The organism is Pseudoalteromonas sp. BZB3 (genome assembly GCF_040104455.1).
Taxonomy (GTDB): Bacteria; Pseudomonadota; Gammaproteobacteria; order Enterobacterales; family Alteromonadaceae; genus Pseudoalteromonas.
Genome location: NZ_JBECOS010000009.1, coordinates 259,924 through 277,745, shown reverse-complemented (window position 1 = coordinate 277,745; position 17,822 = coordinate 259,924). Strand labels below are relative to the sequence as shown.

Below are 17,822 nucleotides of genomic sequence, written 5' to 3'. Positions count from 1 at the left end.
CACTCCTGGTTGCACTCCTAGATAGGTGTGCAATACTCTAGGAGTGCAACGATTTAATGGATGGAGTGCAAAAATGCCTAAGATCACAAAACCACTTACACAGACCGAAGTTAAGAATGCGAAAACGGATGACAAAGACTTAACACTATTCGACGGTAATGGCCTACAACTTAGAGTGAGAAAAAGTGGCACCAAGCAATGGAACTTCAATTATCGCCATCCTATGACCAAAAAGCGCGTCAACATTTCACTTGGTCAATTTCCAGGTATATCAATCACTGATGCACGCAAGTTGGCAGAAAACGCACGCACACTTGTATCTCAAGGTATAGATCCTAAAGAAGAGAGACAATCTAAACAGCACACACAAAAACAAGAAGCCTTATCTACTTTAAAGGCAGTTGCTGAAGAATGGTTCAAGATTAAAAAAGACAGCGTCACTCCAGATTATGCAGAAGATATCTGGCGCTCTTTAGAACTACACATATTCCCAAAGCATGCTGACGATCCCATTAAAGAAATACGAACGATAAACATTATTGATACGCTAAAACCTCTTGAGCAAAAAGGCAGCTTAGAAACGGTAAAGCGTGTATGCCAGAGGCTGAATGAAGTCATGACTTATGCAGTCAATACCGGTCTTGCAGACTCCAATCCCTTAGCTGGGATTCGAGCTGGTTTTAAAAAACCTGAAAAAAAGCATATGAACACTATCTCACCTGAGGAGTTACCAGCACTACTGCATGACATATCTGAAGCCCAAATCAGAAAAGTCACACGCCTTTTGATTAAATGGCAATTGCATACAATGACAAGGCCAAGTGAAGCGGCCGGTACTCGGTGGGATGAAATCGACTTAGAAAAAGGCTTATGGGTCATTCCTGCGGAAAGAATGAAAAAAAGAAAAGCTCACACCATTCCATTAAGCAAACAAGCCTTAAACCTTCTTGAAACCATAAAGCCAATTAGTGGTCACAGGCCCTATGTATTCCCAGCCGACAGAGACCCTAAAACACACACCAATAGCCAAACCGCAAACATGGCATTAAAGCGCATGGGCTATGCTAATAAACTAGTAAGTCACGGCCTTCGCTCTATAGCTAGTACCGCACTAAACGAGCAAGGCTTTGATCCTGAGTTAATTGAAACCGCCCTCGCCCACGTAGGCAAGGACCAGGTAAGAAATGCATATAACCGTGCTGAGTACATCGAACGCAGAAGGGAAATGATGCAATGGTGGAGTGAGTTTATTGAAACAAAGACCTAAATAATTTGTATTTGCTAATTTTGAAAGTTAACAAATACAAATTTAACTATTGTTGAAGATTCAAGTTACGCTATTCGTTTATCCAACGTTCGTATTCATTTTGATCTATTCTGCATAACTCCAATTGCCCCATATCTCCTTGACGATTTATATATAACCCCGACATCTTCTTGATTTTTCTCCAACCAGTTTCTTCAAAGAACTCAAGCCTAGCCATACCATTAAAATCTACGCCCGTGGGTGCATGTGAAGAGTTCACATAACGATACATTAATGTTCCTGACTTCTTACCCGTTGGAGTAATTAACCCTATGTCACTTTCGAATAACACTTTAACAGGGCTAGAACATAGCCAACCTTTTATATGTATTCCAGACTGATCTGTCGTTATTGCTACAATCCTTTTCAAGCCCTCTAATTGAACTACGTTATTAGTTCCTTTGTTAGGCTTAACATAGTAGGCCCAGTAGCCACATACTCTCCTTGCATCAAGCCAGACTCTGAACTTACTTGAAGTCAAAAAGATACAAAAAGCACTAACTGGCCCACCAATAGCTAGCGCTGAACGTAAAGCACTCCACTCTAAATAAGACGTTAAGTAATAAGAAGCTAAAACAGAGGTAACGATCAAAGCCTTAAGTGTAATATTCATGCCTATTTCTTTAGAAAAGAAATAGGCCCCAACTTTTTTTATGCTGAATTTCTCTTTATCTACTTTTGCCTTAGTAAACAATGTAAAGTAAGTTCTATTACCAGCTCTGTCTTGAGCATCTTCTTGTAGTAAACTTAAACCATTGATTTCTCCTGCATGTTTTGAGCATATAACTGCGGTGTAAGGGTCAAGAATATTTTCTTTTAATCTTTTTGCAGCTAATGCCGTATCCTCAACAGGTTTGATCTCTGCATTGGGAAATAATGTTTTAATAGTGTTTTCACATTGGCGTAATGCTTGTTCATGCGAAGCAATAAATTTGATTTCATCATTATTTATTTCAGAGGAGAATTTAAATATACATTGAGATATTGGAATAGAGGTCTTAGAAATTTCAATCAACTCTCTTTGATTTAAAGCCTCTCTTGTTTCACTTACAACTCCTCCTATTGAGTTTTCTATTGCAACCACTCCATATTTAACTGAACCTTCATCAATACTTTTACAAACATTTTCTGAAGTAGCCATTGGAATAAGCTCAAATTCAGCAGCCCCAATTTGATTAGCTAGTTTCATAGCTGCTATCTCAGAAAAGCTCCCTTCTATGCCTTGGAATGCAATTTTCATATAATTTCCTTTGTTATTAATTATTTGTATAGTCTAATCATATGGCTGAATATAAAAATACTGAATTTTACTTAGAGACCCCTGCAGCTCTTCAGTAAGTAATTTAAGAAAGTTCAGCCATCCAAACTATGAGGTAAAGATAATTTTTCTACCCTTGAACAAATCGAAGTTAATTGCTTAGATGATAAACTACTAAATTCACTTTTAAAGAGTTTATATTTATCGTGTAATTTCTTAGGTAATTCAGCCTCATTTAGATTTATAAACTGTGAAAGATATAAATCAACGTCCTGAAAGTGCTCACATGTATACTCATGCAAAAAAATAAAAAAGATATAAACTTTTAATTCTGTATTATTTATTACAATTTCAGGATATAAGCCTTTCATGAATGTAACTGTATTATGAAGCCGAATTAATGTTCTTGGATTTTCTATTTCGAATAATCTGTTGTAATAGCTAAAAAATTCAGCTTCGTTAATTGCAGGCTCTAGATACTCATCATTCTCAATATATTCATATTCATCAACACTTAATTCATCAAACTTAATCACCCTTTCTGATAAAGGTACATCTTGATTACTATGCTCATTAGTATTTCCAGTGATTACATTATGGGAACCTTCAGTTCTTGCAGATTTATAAAGTCTATCAAATATAAATTTATCACAAACACCTTTAGTGGGTTTTTCAAGCTCCACAACTAATTGAAAAATCTTACCTAGAAAATCACGAGCTTTTTTTAATGGTTTTAATGATGATTCCTTTTCATATTTTGTATTAACTGCATTTAATAATGTTGACTTATCCACTGCATAAAGAATAATTACATTTGAATTACCTACAAGCAAACGAACAGCTTCTATTGTTTGTAAGATTTTATCGCTGCTACACCTATCAAGATCATCAATAATAAGAATAGTCTCTTTATCATCTTCAAATAGCCTAAAGCAAGCCGCTTTTAGTAAAGAAGTAATACTTTCCTTTAACTCTTGAGCATTTCCAAGAGATTTTTTATAACGCTCATTTTTTATTAGCTTCACTAACGTTTGCGTGAGGGGGTTTTTGAAGCCAGCACGAAGAAAGCCAATTACAAGCGAAAAAATTGCTATATACCCTGTAAGACTACTTATTGAATTAACATCTGAAAGTGCTTTTTTTACGTCAGTGGGCGAGGTATTGTTAAAAATAAAAATCCCGGCCGAAACCAAAAATGTAATTAAGAGGGTATAACTCCACTCATCCTTTCTAAGCCAGAATTTATCTAAAAAATTAAACCAGAGCTTCTTGATAATACTTCTTTTAAAATACAAGCTATCAGCAATACTATTGGCTATTGCAGCAGACATACTATCACAATGCTCATTTTCCCATGCGTTGAAAGATACGAAGTAATATTTACTATTATTTTTGAATTCTGTTCTTAATAGTTCTATAACTGTACTTTTACCTGTGCCCCACCGCCCAAACAACCCTATGTTTAGTGGTTTGAAACTATCCTGAGACTCAATTATTCCTTTCAAGATATGCACTAATTGACCACGGTTTAATAAATCATTGTCAGTCGGTTGATCTCCTATAGGAGTAATACGCCTTTGGATTATTGAGGTATCTGAAACTGTTTTTTTACCACCAATAACCAACTCTTCAACCTCGCTAAAGATTAAACCGTCGAGAATATTAAAGTCATTTTTGCCAAAATCCCATACTTCCCCATACTCCTTATTGGAGCCTCTTCGATTCACCCTTGCAATGGCTTGCATTAAAGTATGCGAAGCTAATTTTCTCAGTAAAATTATGTCTGTAAGTTCAGGCATTTCAAAGCCAGTCAATAACATGTCCACAACTACAATTATTCTAGTTTCACCAAGCAATCTAAATCGCTTTAAATTAGCTTCCCTGTCTGAAACATCTGACGTATAGAGAACTGTACTTTCAGACCCAAGTACTTGGGTAAAATAGTCGTATACAATATTGGCTTCTACTCGACTCTCACATGTTACTAGAAACTTTTTTTCTGCATGACTTCTAACTTGGCTCAATATAGAGTCAAATATTAACTCTCGCTCTTCCTGAGAGCTTTCAATAAAGTTTATTCCTAGATTTAACTTTAATGGTAAAACAACATTATCATCTATCGCATCCTGGAAACTGTATCTATAAATGAGTTCACCGAAATCCTTGTCTTTACCTAGAATAGGCGTATTAGTAAGTATGAATAAAGGGTCGCTTCTCCTCCACTCTGAAAGACGCTCTAACGATTGTCCAAATAGCCCTAAAGAAAAAACTATATCAAATTCAGATAGAGCCTCTGTTTTGTTATTGAGTGATTGAATTGTTTTTATCGAAACAAAATTAACTAAGCCAAGTAAAACTTCATTGATTATTTCTTTTACTTGCAGAGCGATGTCTTTCCGATCGACAACTACTAATACTCTAGGTGTGGAAAAACCAAAAAGTTCCTTTAAAGTAAGGGCAAGCGTATATGTTGCACCGCTGCCGTGCGTCATCCATACAACACATCTTGTTTTTTCGCTTCTAATGGCATCAAGTATAGAATTCACCGCTTCTTTTTGATGCGCTCTTACTTCCAAACCAGATGTCTCACTTATACCCATTCTTTTTCCCCCTGTAACTCAAAGCTCCTGAACTTTTTGTACTAAACAAACCCTTAACTAGTGCTAAATTCACCTTTTGAAATTCGAAGATATAAATCTTCAATTAGAGTTGAAATAGAACTTATTGTATCGAATACAAGATCAGTACTGGCAATAAATTCTCTCAAGGTCTTTCCTTCAAGAACTTGCTCATTCATCGCGTCGCCAGATAAATGAATTAGGTTATTCCTCACAGCTTTTACGGGGGGGTCTAAGTCTAAAGGAAACATATGGTTTTGAATTATGTTTTCATCCTCTCTAGCAATCTTTAATGCTGCACCTAACCCACTAACACTCTTCGCACCTATCGATTCTATTGAGTCTTTAGTTATAAAGTCTTTTATTTCATCAGTTCCAGACGTTATTTTTAAAAACCACTTTCCTTTATTATTAATGGCCCGCTTAATATTCACTTCAATATGACTATCTTCTTTATCTTCAAGGAATTCATCAACTTTCTTTGGCATATCCTCTAAAGGCTCCAATGAAATAGTCCCCTTAGACTTCGTAACTTTTAATTTTGACATCTCATAAGTGTCCACTGAAGAGCCTGAACTAGAATAACTATAATTAAGAAGAACTAGAGTGTCTCTTAGTGCACTTTCCAATGAAATAGAAAATAAAGATAAAGAAACTCCATGTGAGCCGTTATTAAAAGCTAGCATCCCTTGCTTCAAGTTTTCAAAAACGTAGTCAGGTACAACTATACACCCATCACCACTCCCAACTCGGAGAGACACCTCTAAAAATTCAATATCACCTGAGATTTTTAGGCCCCATTGCACCTTCCATATGCTTTCGTTTGATAAATATAGTTTTGTATTTTCATCAATTTGGATTATTAATTTTCGTATTAGTTCTTCAATTCCAAACCCTGGAAGTAACTGCTCTTTCAAATCCTCAAGTAATTGCTCTGATAGGAATATAAAAAGGTTAACTCCTTTATTTCCAGCTCTAAGTGATACCTTTTTTCTTAATTCTGCTAATTGTTGTTCAACTGGGAAGTTAGCATTATATTGAAATGGAATTTTGGCTTTTAGTGCGGCTTTTTCAGCTGCTATTAATAAACTACCTGGGGCAGCAGCATAAAGAAAATATAAATTATCTAATGTTTCAAGCAAAACAGACTTAGATATTTTTGGAAAGTTATTCATTATTGTTCACTTCCCCAGATTGCTGACTAAGTCTTTCATATCAACTTCAATTTCTCTTGCTCTATTTAGAGCCTGTTGCAACTCAAACTTTTTTGATTTGTAACTTGTTGCGATCTCATTCTGAAGTTCACCGCTTGGCACTGGAATAAGTAAATCCTCAAGGCTATTTAATGTAAAAGATTGGATCACTGAGCCTATCGCCGGGTCAAATAACTGCTTGCGTACAAGTTCACTATTAATTATTACTGCTAAGTAATAAGGGTTTATTAAATTAATATCAGGCTGAATAATAATCACGTGGCGGTTAGCACCTAAGCCAACAAAATCGAGATCATCGACAATTGCAGCACTGCCTCGATAATTGGATATCGCATTAACTAAAATGTCATTTAGTTCTAGCCGCCTAAATTTAGCTTTGATTTTGTTTTGACTGGTGTATAAAAGATCGTCTAAATTTAGTGACATTTCCCTCACATTGGCTTGGCTCACATATGGTATTTCGCCATCATCATCTTTTACAAAGCTAGCACCTCTATAAATTCCTTTGCTTAACTCCTTAAGTGGTATTAAATTAAACTGATTAGAAACTTTCGATTCAAGCTCAGAAAACTTGAGATAATGGTACTTAGAATGATGCCAATTATTAGGCTCTAACTTTTTCTCAATGAAGAAATTGGAGTCTTCGTTGAAGTACTCTCTATCTTTGAAAGCAGAGTAATTATTCCTCAAATCGGCTAAGATTTCTTTTTTTTGAGTATCTTTAGTATTGCTTGGAATAACCCCAAAGAAAACTACTCTATCTGCCGAACTATGAATAGCATTTCTTAACAACAGTATACTTGATGCTACATTGGCATATGGTCTAAAAGTCTCATTTGGCAGACTAATAATTGCTTCGACTGAACAACATTTTTCCAGTTCTGCTCTAAGGTATTTAGAAGATTCATTAAACAAGAATCCGTCAGGGACTACAACTGCAACTAATCCGTCAGGAGAAAGAAGTTTTATGCTTTCCTTAATGTAACAGAAAGTACTGTCTAATCTTTTCTTATTTCCTTCCTTTCCTATATTCGAATTATTTATGTGTACGTTAAAAGGTGGCGCCATGATAACGGTATCAACATATGACTCTTCAGGAAACTGGCCTAGCTGGAGTCCTGATGAGTAATGTATGTTTGAATCACTTAAACCCAACAATTTAGCTCGTAATTTACACCAGATTAGTAAATGTTCGTTTGAAGTATACAAATTTAACTTAGCAGGGTTATGAGAGCTTGCAGATGACAGGAATGAACCATATCTTGCAAATAAATTGACAACCTTGCTATTGGGATGAGAGACAGATAGATCATACATTAAATTTGATAACCATTGAGGTACAAAAATCTCCCTATTATTTTTAATCAATAACTCATCAACGAACGATAGCACTGAGGCTGCATACTTAGGCATAAGCTCCTTGATATCAGATAGAATCTCCAAACAATTGTAAATGCCATTAAGTTCCTGACTACGAATGAACGAATAGTTTTTTGAAATTGACTCGCTAATATCTTCAGGCAGTTGTGTTTCATACATATTTCCGAGATTAGAAATACGTAAAATTTCATTCAAAGCAATAGAAAAATCCAATAAATAGTCATTACTTAAAGAATTCCCCTTAAGATAATCTAAAGCTCTCCATAATACTGCATGAACATATTTTTCATCACGAGCTGAATTTTTAGAGCTTTTATTGGCTGGAATCTCCTTAATTTTTATAGCTCTTCCTGTTGAACTTGTTTGCATCCAAACATGTTCCACTCCATTAGAAATGATAAAAAACTTACACTTGTTTAAATCAGATAAACCCTGCGTTCTTCTCACAATGCGGTTATAAGGTAATTCCTCAGTATTCTTGAGGGATAATAAAGCTGCACTCTTAATTTCAACAATGCCTATTAGCTTACCGTCTTCGAAAATTGCTATATCGACATAACTACTTGCATTTACTTTATACTCTAAAACTAGTGACTCTGAAGAGTAACCAAGGCTTTCCAAATATTTAATTACTTTAGATGCTAGAATTTTTCCTTCATGAAAAGAGTTTGAAGTCATTAATAATATTCCTTGATGTAACCATACGCTCTATCAAACAGCACTTGGTCTTTATGTAATTTGTATTTTAGAAGAGCCTTGCGAAGTGACTTTTGAACTTCTCGTTCACCACCTACTGTGTTTTGCCAGCCAGGGAAGTTGACTACCCTTACGATTGCATCAATATCAGTCACTATGCGCTCTACAACGGCTGGGGTTTCATCAGTCTTAAGCTCTAAAAACAGTTCTGTCAGTGCTGCTTTGGGTGACTTTTCTTGAAGTTTTTGTTCTAACTCTTTTTCAGCTTTAACCGTGTCTTTGGCAATGGCGCAGAGCTCTTTTACAAATTCGATTGAGGTGATTAAGCCTTTCTCAGCTTTATCACGTAGCTCTTCTAACCGTTCGCTTAGCTTTTTAAAATTAGCGTTTCCACCATGTTTAACAAAGCGTTTGATTAGGTCTTTTTCGAGCTGTTTAATTTTCTTAGGATCAGGGTTGTTAAAGATATTTTCAATAACGTCAGCATCTAACACAAACTCTTCTAGGGTGTGTACTTCACCAACGTGAATGTTCTCGTGGATTAATTGTGTGGTTTGCGCACCAAGTGCCAACCACAGCATTTTTCCTATATTGTCAGAAGCTGGTTTTACAGACTCAAATACTTGAGCAAGCCATTTGTAGTCTTGATTATACGGGTCTAAAATACTGTCTGGCGATAAAGACTCCCATAGCTTAGCGAGGTACTTAAAGTCTTTGGCAAAGGCATCTTTCTTTTCGTCGGTATTAATAGCGTTCTGTGCTGCTTCTAAACCCTCAAAGCCATCAAGAGTTCTATCTACCCCTTCTTCAAAGTGCCTTAACGCATCAGCCATTGCTTGTGGCAATCGAGAGCGTAAATCACCAAGGTTAGTAATAACCTGCTTAACACTTTGCTCGTCAAACTCTAGTGCTTTAGCGGCATCATCAAACACACCAAAATAATCAACAATACAGCCAAATGTTTTTTGCGGGTATAAACGGTTTGTACGACATATTGCCTGAAGTAATGTATGGTCCTTTAACGACTTGTCTAAGTACATGGTTTGACAAATCGGGGCATCAAAGCCTGTTAACAGCTTGGCTGTTACAATGATAAACTTAAGATCTGATGTCGCATCATTATACTCATCAACAATCTTTTCTTGCTGACTTTTATCTACCGCCCACTTTTGCTTAAACTCAAATTTATCATTGGCAGTGGTTGAGATAACAACTTTACTGGCTTCCTCAGGAAAGTACTTATCTAACTCTTCTTTGTACTGCACACAAGCATGACGATCTGGTGTGACTATCATGCATTTAAAACCATGAGGCGCTACTTTAGCTTTAAAGTGTTTAGCAATGTCTTTTACGATTTTTTCAACTCGCTCAGGCGATTTCAAAAACGCTGACATTTTTGCTGACTTTTTATTTAGCTCATCGGCTTCTTCATCAGTTAGCGCAGCGCTTTCTTTAAACTCTTCAAAAGCTTTATCAAGAGCGTCTTTATCTACATGCACATCAACTAATCGTGGCTCAAAATGCAGGGGTAATGTTGCTTCATCTCGAATTGAGTCATGGAAGGTATAACGTGACATATAGCCACCTTTATCTTCCTCAGAGCCAAACGCCCAAAAGGTATTTTTATCTGCCTTGTTAACTGGCGTCCCAGTTAAACCGAATAGGAATGCGTTAGGCAATGCTGCACGCATTTGTCGGCCTAAATCCCCCTCTTGCGTGCGGTGAGCCTCATCCACCAATAGAATAATGTTTTCTCGAACATTCATATTAGGTTTAGCGTCTCGGAACTTGTGGATCATTGAAATAATGATCTTGCGAGTATCACGCTCCAACATTTGTTGCAGCTCTTTAATGCTTTCTGTGCTTTCTACATTGGCCACATCAGCCGCATTAAAGGTTCCGCTTATTTGGGTGTCTAGATCAGTTCTATCAACTAATACGATTACAGTTGGGCTTTTAAGCTCTGGTGCTCGCCTTAGCTTTTGCGCTGCAAACACCATAAGTAGTGATTTACCCGAGCCCTGAAAATGCCATATCAGGCCTTTTTTAATTTTGCCTTCAATAACACGTTGAACGATTTTATTCGCCCCTTCAAATTGCTGAAAACGAGGGATAACCTTAATGCGCTGTTTTTTCTTGTTCGTGGTAAACAAAGTGAAGTTACGCATAATATCGAGCAAACGAGCTGGGCTAAGCAAGTCAGTAAGCTCTTTACCAATTTCAGCTAACCCTAACGCTTTTGATATTTGGCTATCATTCTCTTCTACACGCCACGGAGCCCAAAACTCTAGCGGGCAGCGAATCGCACCATAAAACAATTCCTTACCCTCTGTGGCAAAAGACAATACGTTAGGCACAAACAATTGCGGAACAGCATTTTCGTAAATTTGATGAATTTCATGCGCACCGTCTAACCAACTCACTGAGGGCCTAATTGGCGTTTTGGCTTCGCCAACGACTACAGGAATACCGTTAATCATCAATACCACATCAGGTATTTTAGTTTCTCTATGGTGAATACGAAACTGATTAGTTACCACATAATCGTTTCGAGTTAAGTCTTCAAAATCAATTAGCTTAACCGGTACATGACGATTGTTTTCACCAAACGGCATGGTCTTTTCGCCTGTCATCCAGGCAAAAAACTCTTCGTTGGCTTTAACTAAACCTACTTGGTTTACCGAAATTAAAATAGCACGGAGTTTATGTATTACTTCATCCGCCAAGTTGGGGTTAGCTTCAATCTCTGGGTTAAGACGAATTAATGCCTTAACCAGTTGAGATTCAACCAATACCTCATTTACACCACGACCTAATTGTTCTGGTGATTGGAATTGCCATTTAACACCAAAAGTTGGTTGTGGCTCTGATACTTGGTTAGCGTTCAAATTAACGCCACTTAGTTGATGGATGATGTAGTGTTCCACACTATTTAATTCGGTAAATCCCATACCTAAAACACCTGATTAATTAATGATTTTTGTAATAGTTTCAAGGCTGAAATATTGGTTTCAGTATTGCTTAAGTTCTCTTTTGACAAAAGAAGAGATTCTACTATTTCATCTTGAGCTGATTTATCATCTGGAATAACGATTTTTAACTTCTTTTGTGCTGTAATACCAATGTATGACCTTGTAGATTGGGATGAAACTGCTGATAGCTGTGCTTGGAAATAATTTGAAGTAAATACATGATACAAGTACTGACTCGACAACTTTGCATTGTTCACTCGATAATATGTAACCTGTGGAGTCAGCATTAAGTATGGATAGTTTAATTCATCAGGTACAACAGCTACTTCACCAATAGTTCCTTTGTGACTAAGTAACACATCACCTGGATGAGCAAAGCCAATTCTTAGTTTATCCGTTAGCCCCTTATCAAGTTTTTTGCTATTTTCCAAATCTAAACTTCCATTTTTTAGACTGTTTGCCATAACAAATGGAATTCCATTTGGAACATAATCTGAAGATTTGGGGTGAATCTCTCCATGATTACCGTCTTGTATTTCTGTTAAAAAGCCTTCCTCAAGTAAATCTGCGATAGTATATGTTTTCCAACCTTTCGATTTTTCAACTTTAAGCTTCGGACAAAATTCTGTTCCACCACGTAAGCCCATAATAACGTTGTTATTTCTTTGAACAGTAAAATAAACATTCGCATTTAATTTTAACAAAAGCCCCTTTTGCAATAATTTATCTTGCTCACATAAAAGTTCTACAACTTCACTTTGCTTGCATATTGGAGGTAGTAGGAATTCGTAGCCAGAAAGATCTTTCCAATTAACATATGGATTTACTGAGCCCTTAGAGTTTTTAATTGAATGTTGAGTAAAGCCTTCTGAAAGCATAATAAAAGGCAGTAATCGCTTATCAATTTTCTCCTCATTAGCTTTAATTACAAACGTTGTATTAGATGTAATTCCCTCAAATGGCGCTACAACAACCTTGCGTAAATAGGTACGGCGAGAACCGTAAAGAATATCACCTTCCTCAAATTTACGGATAAACGCAGGCCCGAGATATTCATCTTTCAATTCACCCCATTCACGTAGATGAATATCTTCAGAATACATGTGCTCGCCTTTTACATAGCGAGTTAATTCTGTATTCTCACGATCTACAGTTTGTTTTTGTTGTATGGCAACATCACCAAACCTCACTAGCTGCCAATCACTTCTGTCTAATTTCAATTCCGCAACTGCTTTCTCTAAAAAATCACTCATATTATTCAGCTGCCTCAAATAACTTATTCATCGATACTTTTAAATTGTTACCAGCTTTTTCCCAATCGGATAACGCCGTTGAGAAACATATATCGCTATCTGAGTTATCTTTTTTGACGAAGAAATTAATGTTCATATTGCCATCTAAAGCTAGAATCTCATCGTTAGTAGCAACAGTTGAATAATGTGGAATATCAGTAAAATCCTTATAGGCTTGATATAACTTATTGATGTGTTCGGTAGTTAAGTAAGCTAGTCCTTTATTATCGATTACATCGTCCTTACCATTAATAAATAAAACTTTGCCTTTACGCTCAGCAGGTTTATTCGTATTACCAACTAAAATCATGGCTTCCATTGGAGAGTTATAGAATAAATTAGCTCCTACCCCGATTACTGCTTCAATTTGGTCCGATTCAATCATTTTTCTACGCATTGCGGCTTCAGCGTCTCTAAACAAAATGCCATGAGGCCAAAGTATGGCAAAACGTCCGTTATCTAGATCCAAGCTCTTGTGAATATGTTGTTGAAACGCATAATCGGCACAACCTTGAGGCGGCGTGCCCCAAAGGTTACGACCATAAGGGTCATTTTCAAATGCACCACGATCCCATGATTTAATAGAATAAGGAGGGTTAGCTAAGATAACGTTAAACTTTTTAAGCTCATCATTTTCTAACAAGCCTGGATTAGACAAGGTATTGCCACGGACAATATCAAACTCTTCAATGCCATGCATAAACATGTTCATACGAGCTATGGCGGAGGTTAACAAGTTAATCTCTTGGCCATATAACTTAAGTGTTCGGTATTCTTTGCCTTCTTCTTTTAAGTGCAAGGCACAGTTAAGTAATAAACCACCAGAGCCACAAGTTGGGTCATATACAGACTCACCTGGTTGTGGGTCCATGATCATCGTCATCAGTTTTACTACTGTACGGTTAGTGTAAAACTCTGCTGCGGTATGACCGCTATCATCAGCAAATTCTTTAATTAGGTACTCGTAAGCATTACCTAACTTATCATCAGGCACATTTTTAAGGTTCAATTTATGCTGCGAGTAATGCTCGATAAGGTTGGTAAGCATTGCATCAGAAAGTCGGTCTTTATTAGTCCAACTAGCATCACCAAAAATACCATCTAAAGTATCTGGGTTAGCTTTTTCAATAGCACGCATAGCGTTTTGTAGTGCCAAACCTACGTTGGTTGTCACCTCACGAACATCTTGCCAATGCGCTCCATCCGGGATTTGAAAGTGATGGTTTTCTGCAAATGCTGCATATTCTAAATCTCCATCACTTTCCGCTAAAGCGTTATCAAATTCTTCATCATATACATCAGAGATGCGTTTAAAGAACATTAACGGGAATATATACTGCTTGTAATCACCCGCATCGATAGTGCCACGTAGAGTAGTTGCAGCGCCCCAAAGGTATTTTTCTAATTCTTGTTGAGTCATCATGCCTCAGCTACCCCTTCTAGAGCGACTTCTTCAGAACCACTGGTAATAGAATCATCCATAAATGATAAATGTAGCAACGCTAACTTTTTAGAACTGCTTCCCATATCCAATTGCCAACGGGTTTCCATAAACTTCAGCAAAGTTAAACCTCTTTCTTTGATTCTCTCAGGTGTCCATTCGTCATCTTTACCTAACTCGGCAACTTCTAGCTCGGAATATGATCCGTTATTATATCCACTGCGAATTAAGCTACCTTTTTCATCTCTTCTCGTATTTTTCTTGTCAGGAAAATCATCATTCTGAAGTTTGATATTTACGCTTAGTGAAAGTGGTAGCAAGTTCCCCAACGAACCTTTTAGATACCTCTTTTGTTCGTCAGTGCAGTGTTCAAATCGTGTCAACCAATAGTCACTCTTTGGTGTCTGTGGGTAGATATGTTCGATAGAAACTTTATCTTTTTCATGTGCGATAAAGTTTTTCCAATCAAACTTTGAAACTCCTCTGGATTTCTTTAATTCTTCTTCATATTCAAACAAGAAATAGCGCAAGTCATTCCACGCGTAAAAGCCTTCACCATTGGGACCAAATTTCTTGTTAATGAAAGTTTCGAAATGGCTAGTTTTGAATGAGCCATCTTCTTCAATAGTCCACGCGAGGTCTTGCTCTATTTCATTGTGAATTTGAAGTAATGTGTCTTTAACGTTGCCAGAGGTATAAAGTGTTCTTGCTAACCGGTAGTAAGAACTGCTGCGATAATTGGACTGTGCTCTACATAACCTAAATGCTATAAAAATAAACCGCTCTATGGCATTTAGTAGTTTGATTCTCTCAGGAGCTCCTTTTTGCGTCCGCAAAAATAACGCCATAATCAAAGGACGAAAATAACCAATTTTTACTCGGTTAATTTTATCCATCATTATTTTTTCTTCTGAGGTAAGTTCATCTGATGAGCTTGGAAAGAAAGCCGCATACCAGTATTTTGCTGCTGATTTCAAACTATCAACATAATCACTGATATCTTTTATTGTGAGTTTGGCTTTATGTGTAGACTCATTTTCAAACTCTTCAAATGAATCGTCATCATCTGAATCGATTTCTTCTACTAACTCTTCAACGTTATTAATTTGATTGGTAGTTACTTCTAGTTTTTCAAATACGCTTTTAGGTGAGAAGTAACCGTCTAGCAGGAAGCGAATATAGTCATTGCCTTTCACACGACTATATTTGAAATACATGACCCAATGCGCTCTAAGAAAATCATCATCATTCAATGGGGCTTTTTTGTTTCTACCAAGCTGATTGTATATTTCACCCCAGGTATCGTTTATTTTCTTTCTGATGGTTTCTTTAACGTCTTCCTTAACTTCTTCTGGTGTATACAACGTGGTTAAATAAATGAGACGATTCTTTAAAAGCTCCAAATCGGATAACTTCTTACCACGGTTGTTCATCGTTTCAAATGCAACGAAAACATCAAAGTTGTCATCTATTTCATATAGGTTAAATAGAAACTTTTGAGTCAGCTTTTCGTATATTCCAGACAAAGCATCAATCCCATGGCTTTTGACAAATTCTGCAATATTCTCATTAAAGAAGACCTTCGCATTTTCTAAATTAAGTGTGTAGAAGGTTTCGGTGAGTGTGCCTGGGCTCTCTTCATTAAATATTCGATATCTCAGAAACTCAAATGATGGGTTATTGGCTTCATAGCCAAACTTATATGCTTTAGTAATCCGATGTTTTGGCTCAGTGACAACAATATAGTTTTTAATCACCTCACTTAACGTGTCATCTCCCAGGAAAATGTCATCATCCGAGATTCCTTTATTATCTGGATGAGATTTCACTGCTTCAACTAAACACTGTAGGAATATAGATACCGTTGTAAGCCTCTGTTGACCATCAACAATAAAGTATGGTGTAAAACGTTTTAGTAACCATAACTCATCATTCCAAGTTGCACTTGTTTCTTCAGGAACTTCTTTAATTGATAAAACACCGGTGTAATGAGAGCGGCGTTCATCCAAGCTTATTAAATCTTCCCAAAACTCTACTAGTTGCTTTTTACCCCAAGCATAACCACGTTGGTAATCAGGAATTCTAAACAGTTTTTTGTTAAATACATCTTCTAAAGATTGAAGTTCTTTCATTACAAGAACCTCGCTAATACATCTTTAAACTTTTCTTCAGCTTCAAGGCTTGCTTGCCATGCTTGTTTTAGATCAGCCATAGCCTCTTCAACAGACGGTAAGTTGTCTTCAATGATCTTTTCTACATAAAGTGGAATATTAAGGTTAAAGTCATTTTCTTTTAGCTCATCTATTGATGCGACTTTTACGTAGTTCTCAACATCTTGATAGCCGTGATACCAATCGTAAATTTGTTGAACATGATTTGGCTCTAGGAAGTTTTGAGCTCTGCCAACTCGAATTTGATCAGAGGCATCAATAAACAATACTTTGCCTTTCTTATCAGTTGGTTTATTTTGTTTAAAGACCATGACACAAGCCGCTAACTGTGTGCCATAGAATACATTTGGTCCTAAGCCGATTACTGCTTCTAATAAATCGCTTTCTAGTAATTGTTTACGAATTTTACCTTCGGCAGCTTTTCTGAATAATGCACCATGTGGCAATACAACAGTCATACGGCCAGTACTATTCATAGATTTAACCATGTGCTGCACCCAAGCCATATCACCGTTACCTTTTGGCGGTACTCCAGCAATATTGCGCCCATATGGGTCATTGGCCCATGTATCAGCGCCCCAATCCTTTAGCGAGAATGGTGGGTTGGCAATGACACAATCAAAGGTTTTAAGGCCATCTGCTTCAAAGAAGCTAGGGTGACGTAAGGTATCGCCACGCAATATTTTAAAGTCTTCGATGCCGTGTAAGAACATGTTCATACGAGCAATTGAACTTGATGTTAGGTTCTTCTCTTGTCCAAAGAGTTTTAGCGTTCGATAATCTTCTTTATTGTCTTTAAGATGATCAACACACTCAAGCAACATACCGCCTGTACCACAGGCAGGATCGTAGATAGTTTCACCTTCATGCGGGTCTAGGATTAAACCAAGAAGATGTACCACTGAGCGAGGCGTATAGAATTCACCTGCCTTCTTATTGGTTAAATCAGCGAAGTGTTTAATTAGGTATTCGTATGCATTACCCAGCATATCTGGGTCAACATTTTGGTTGCCTAGTGTGTACTGAGAAAAGTGTTCAATAAGGTTAATCAGCAATTCATCAGAAAGCTTATTTTTGTTGCTCCACTGGGCATCACCAAAAATACCGTATAAGTATTCTTGGTTAGCTTGTTCGATAGCACGAAGAGCATTTTCAATCGCAGTTCCTACATTTGTCGTGGTTTCACGGACGTCTTTCCAATGGCAGCCATTAGGGATTTCAAAACGGTGAAATTCTGGTAATGCTGCGTACTCTTCATCACCGTCTGATTCTTCTAGTGCAATGCGAAATTCTTCATCGTATACATCGGAAATACGCTTAAAGAAAAGCAGTGGGAATATGTATACTTTGAAATCAGAAGCGTCAACTGGACCTTTTAATATCCAGGCTGCTTTTGATAAGTATTGCTCTAATTGAGAGAGTGTTAATTTTTCTTTCATTATTTTTACTATTATGTCGTAGAAAACTTTAGTTT

General features: G+C 36.9%; 10 protein-coding genes. 1 reads left to right on the top strand and 9 read right to left on the bottom strand.

Translation table 11 applies throughout. The features are described from left to right. Positions 1 to 73: 73 nt before the first annotated feature. On the top strand, positions 74 to 1,267 hold the full coding sequence (locus tag ABMY35_RS09390; protein ID WP_349285968.1) for an integrase domain-containing protein: 1,194 nt from the start codon (positions 74 to 76) through the stop codon (positions 1,265 to 1,267). A 70-nt stretch (positions 1,268 to 1,337) separates the two neighbouring features. Here the strand turns inward: ABMY35_RS09390 and ABMY35_RS09385 are convergent, their stop codons facing one another. The 9 genes from ABMY35_RS09385 to ABMY35_RS09345 all read right to left on the bottom strand — a co-directional run bounded on the left by ABMY35_RS09385 (position 1,338) and on the right by ABMY35_RS09345 (position 17,787). Next, the gene (locus tag ABMY35_RS09385) at positions 1,338 to 2,546 is read right to left on the bottom strand and encodes a prephenate dehydratase domain-containing protein (protein ID WP_349285967.1); all 1,209 of its coding nucleotides are present in this window, start codon (positions 2,544 to 2,546) and stop codon (positions 1,338 to 1,340) included. 113 nt (positions 2,547 to 2,659) lie between these two features. Next, positions 2,660 to 5,164 (bottom strand): P-loop NTPase fold protein, encoded by a 2,505-nt coding sequence (locus tag ABMY35_RS09380; protein ID WP_349285966.1) that lies wholly within the window; start codon positions 5,162 to 5,164, stop codon positions 2,660 to 2,662. Positions 5,165 to 5,217: 53 nt separating this feature from the next. Continuing rightward, positions 5,218 to 6,357, bottom strand: coding sequence for a hypothetical protein (locus ABMY35_RS09375; protein WP_349285965.1), 1,140 nt, complete (start codon positions 6,355 to 6,357; stop codon positions 5,218 to 5,220). 6 nt (positions 6,358 to 6,363) lie between these two features. Further along, positions 6,364 to 8,454, bottom strand: coding sequence for an N-6 DNA methylase (locus tag ABMY35_RS09370; protein WP_349285964.1), 2,091 nt, complete (start codon positions 8,452 to 8,454; stop codon positions 6,364 to 6,366). After that, complete coding sequence (locus tag ABMY35_RS09365; RefSeq protein ID WP_349285963.1) at positions 8,454 to 11,423, bottom strand: HsdR family type I site-specific deoxyribonuclease; 2,970 nt, start codon at positions 11,421 to 11,423, stop codon at positions 8,454 to 8,456. The genes ABMY35_RS09370 and ABMY35_RS09365 overlap by 1 nt, the downstream gene beginning before the upstream one ends. A 2-nt stretch (positions 11,424 to 11,425) precedes the next feature. After that, positions 11,426 to 12,697, bottom strand: a complete 1,272-nt coding sequence (locus ABMY35_RS09360; protein WP_349285962.1) for a restriction endonuclease subunit S — start codon at positions 12,695 to 12,697, stop codon at positions 11,426 to 11,428. A 1-nt stretch (position 12,698) separates the two neighbouring features. After that, positions 12,699 to 14,159, bottom strand: a complete 1,461-nt coding sequence (locus tag ABMY35_RS09355; RefSeq protein WP_349285961.1) for a class I SAM-dependent DNA methyltransferase — start codon at positions 14,157 to 14,159, stop codon at positions 12,699 to 12,701. Then, positions 14,156 to 16,309 (bottom strand): DUF262 domain-containing HNH endonuclease family protein, encoded by a 2,154-nt coding sequence (locus ABMY35_RS09350; protein ID WP_349285960.1) that lies wholly within the window; start codon positions 16,307 to 16,309, stop codon positions 14,156 to 14,158. Before ABMY35_RS09350 ends, ABMY35_RS09355 begins: the two co-directional genes overlap by 4 nt. Next, a complete protein-coding gene (locus ABMY35_RS09345) occupies positions 16,309 to 17,787 on the bottom strand; it encodes a class I SAM-dependent DNA methyltransferase (protein ID WP_349285959.1) in 1,479 nt (492 codons plus the stop codon). Before ABMY35_RS09345 ends, ABMY35_RS09350 begins: the two co-directional genes overlap by 1 nt. Positions 17,788 to 17,822 lie beyond the last annotated feature (35 nt).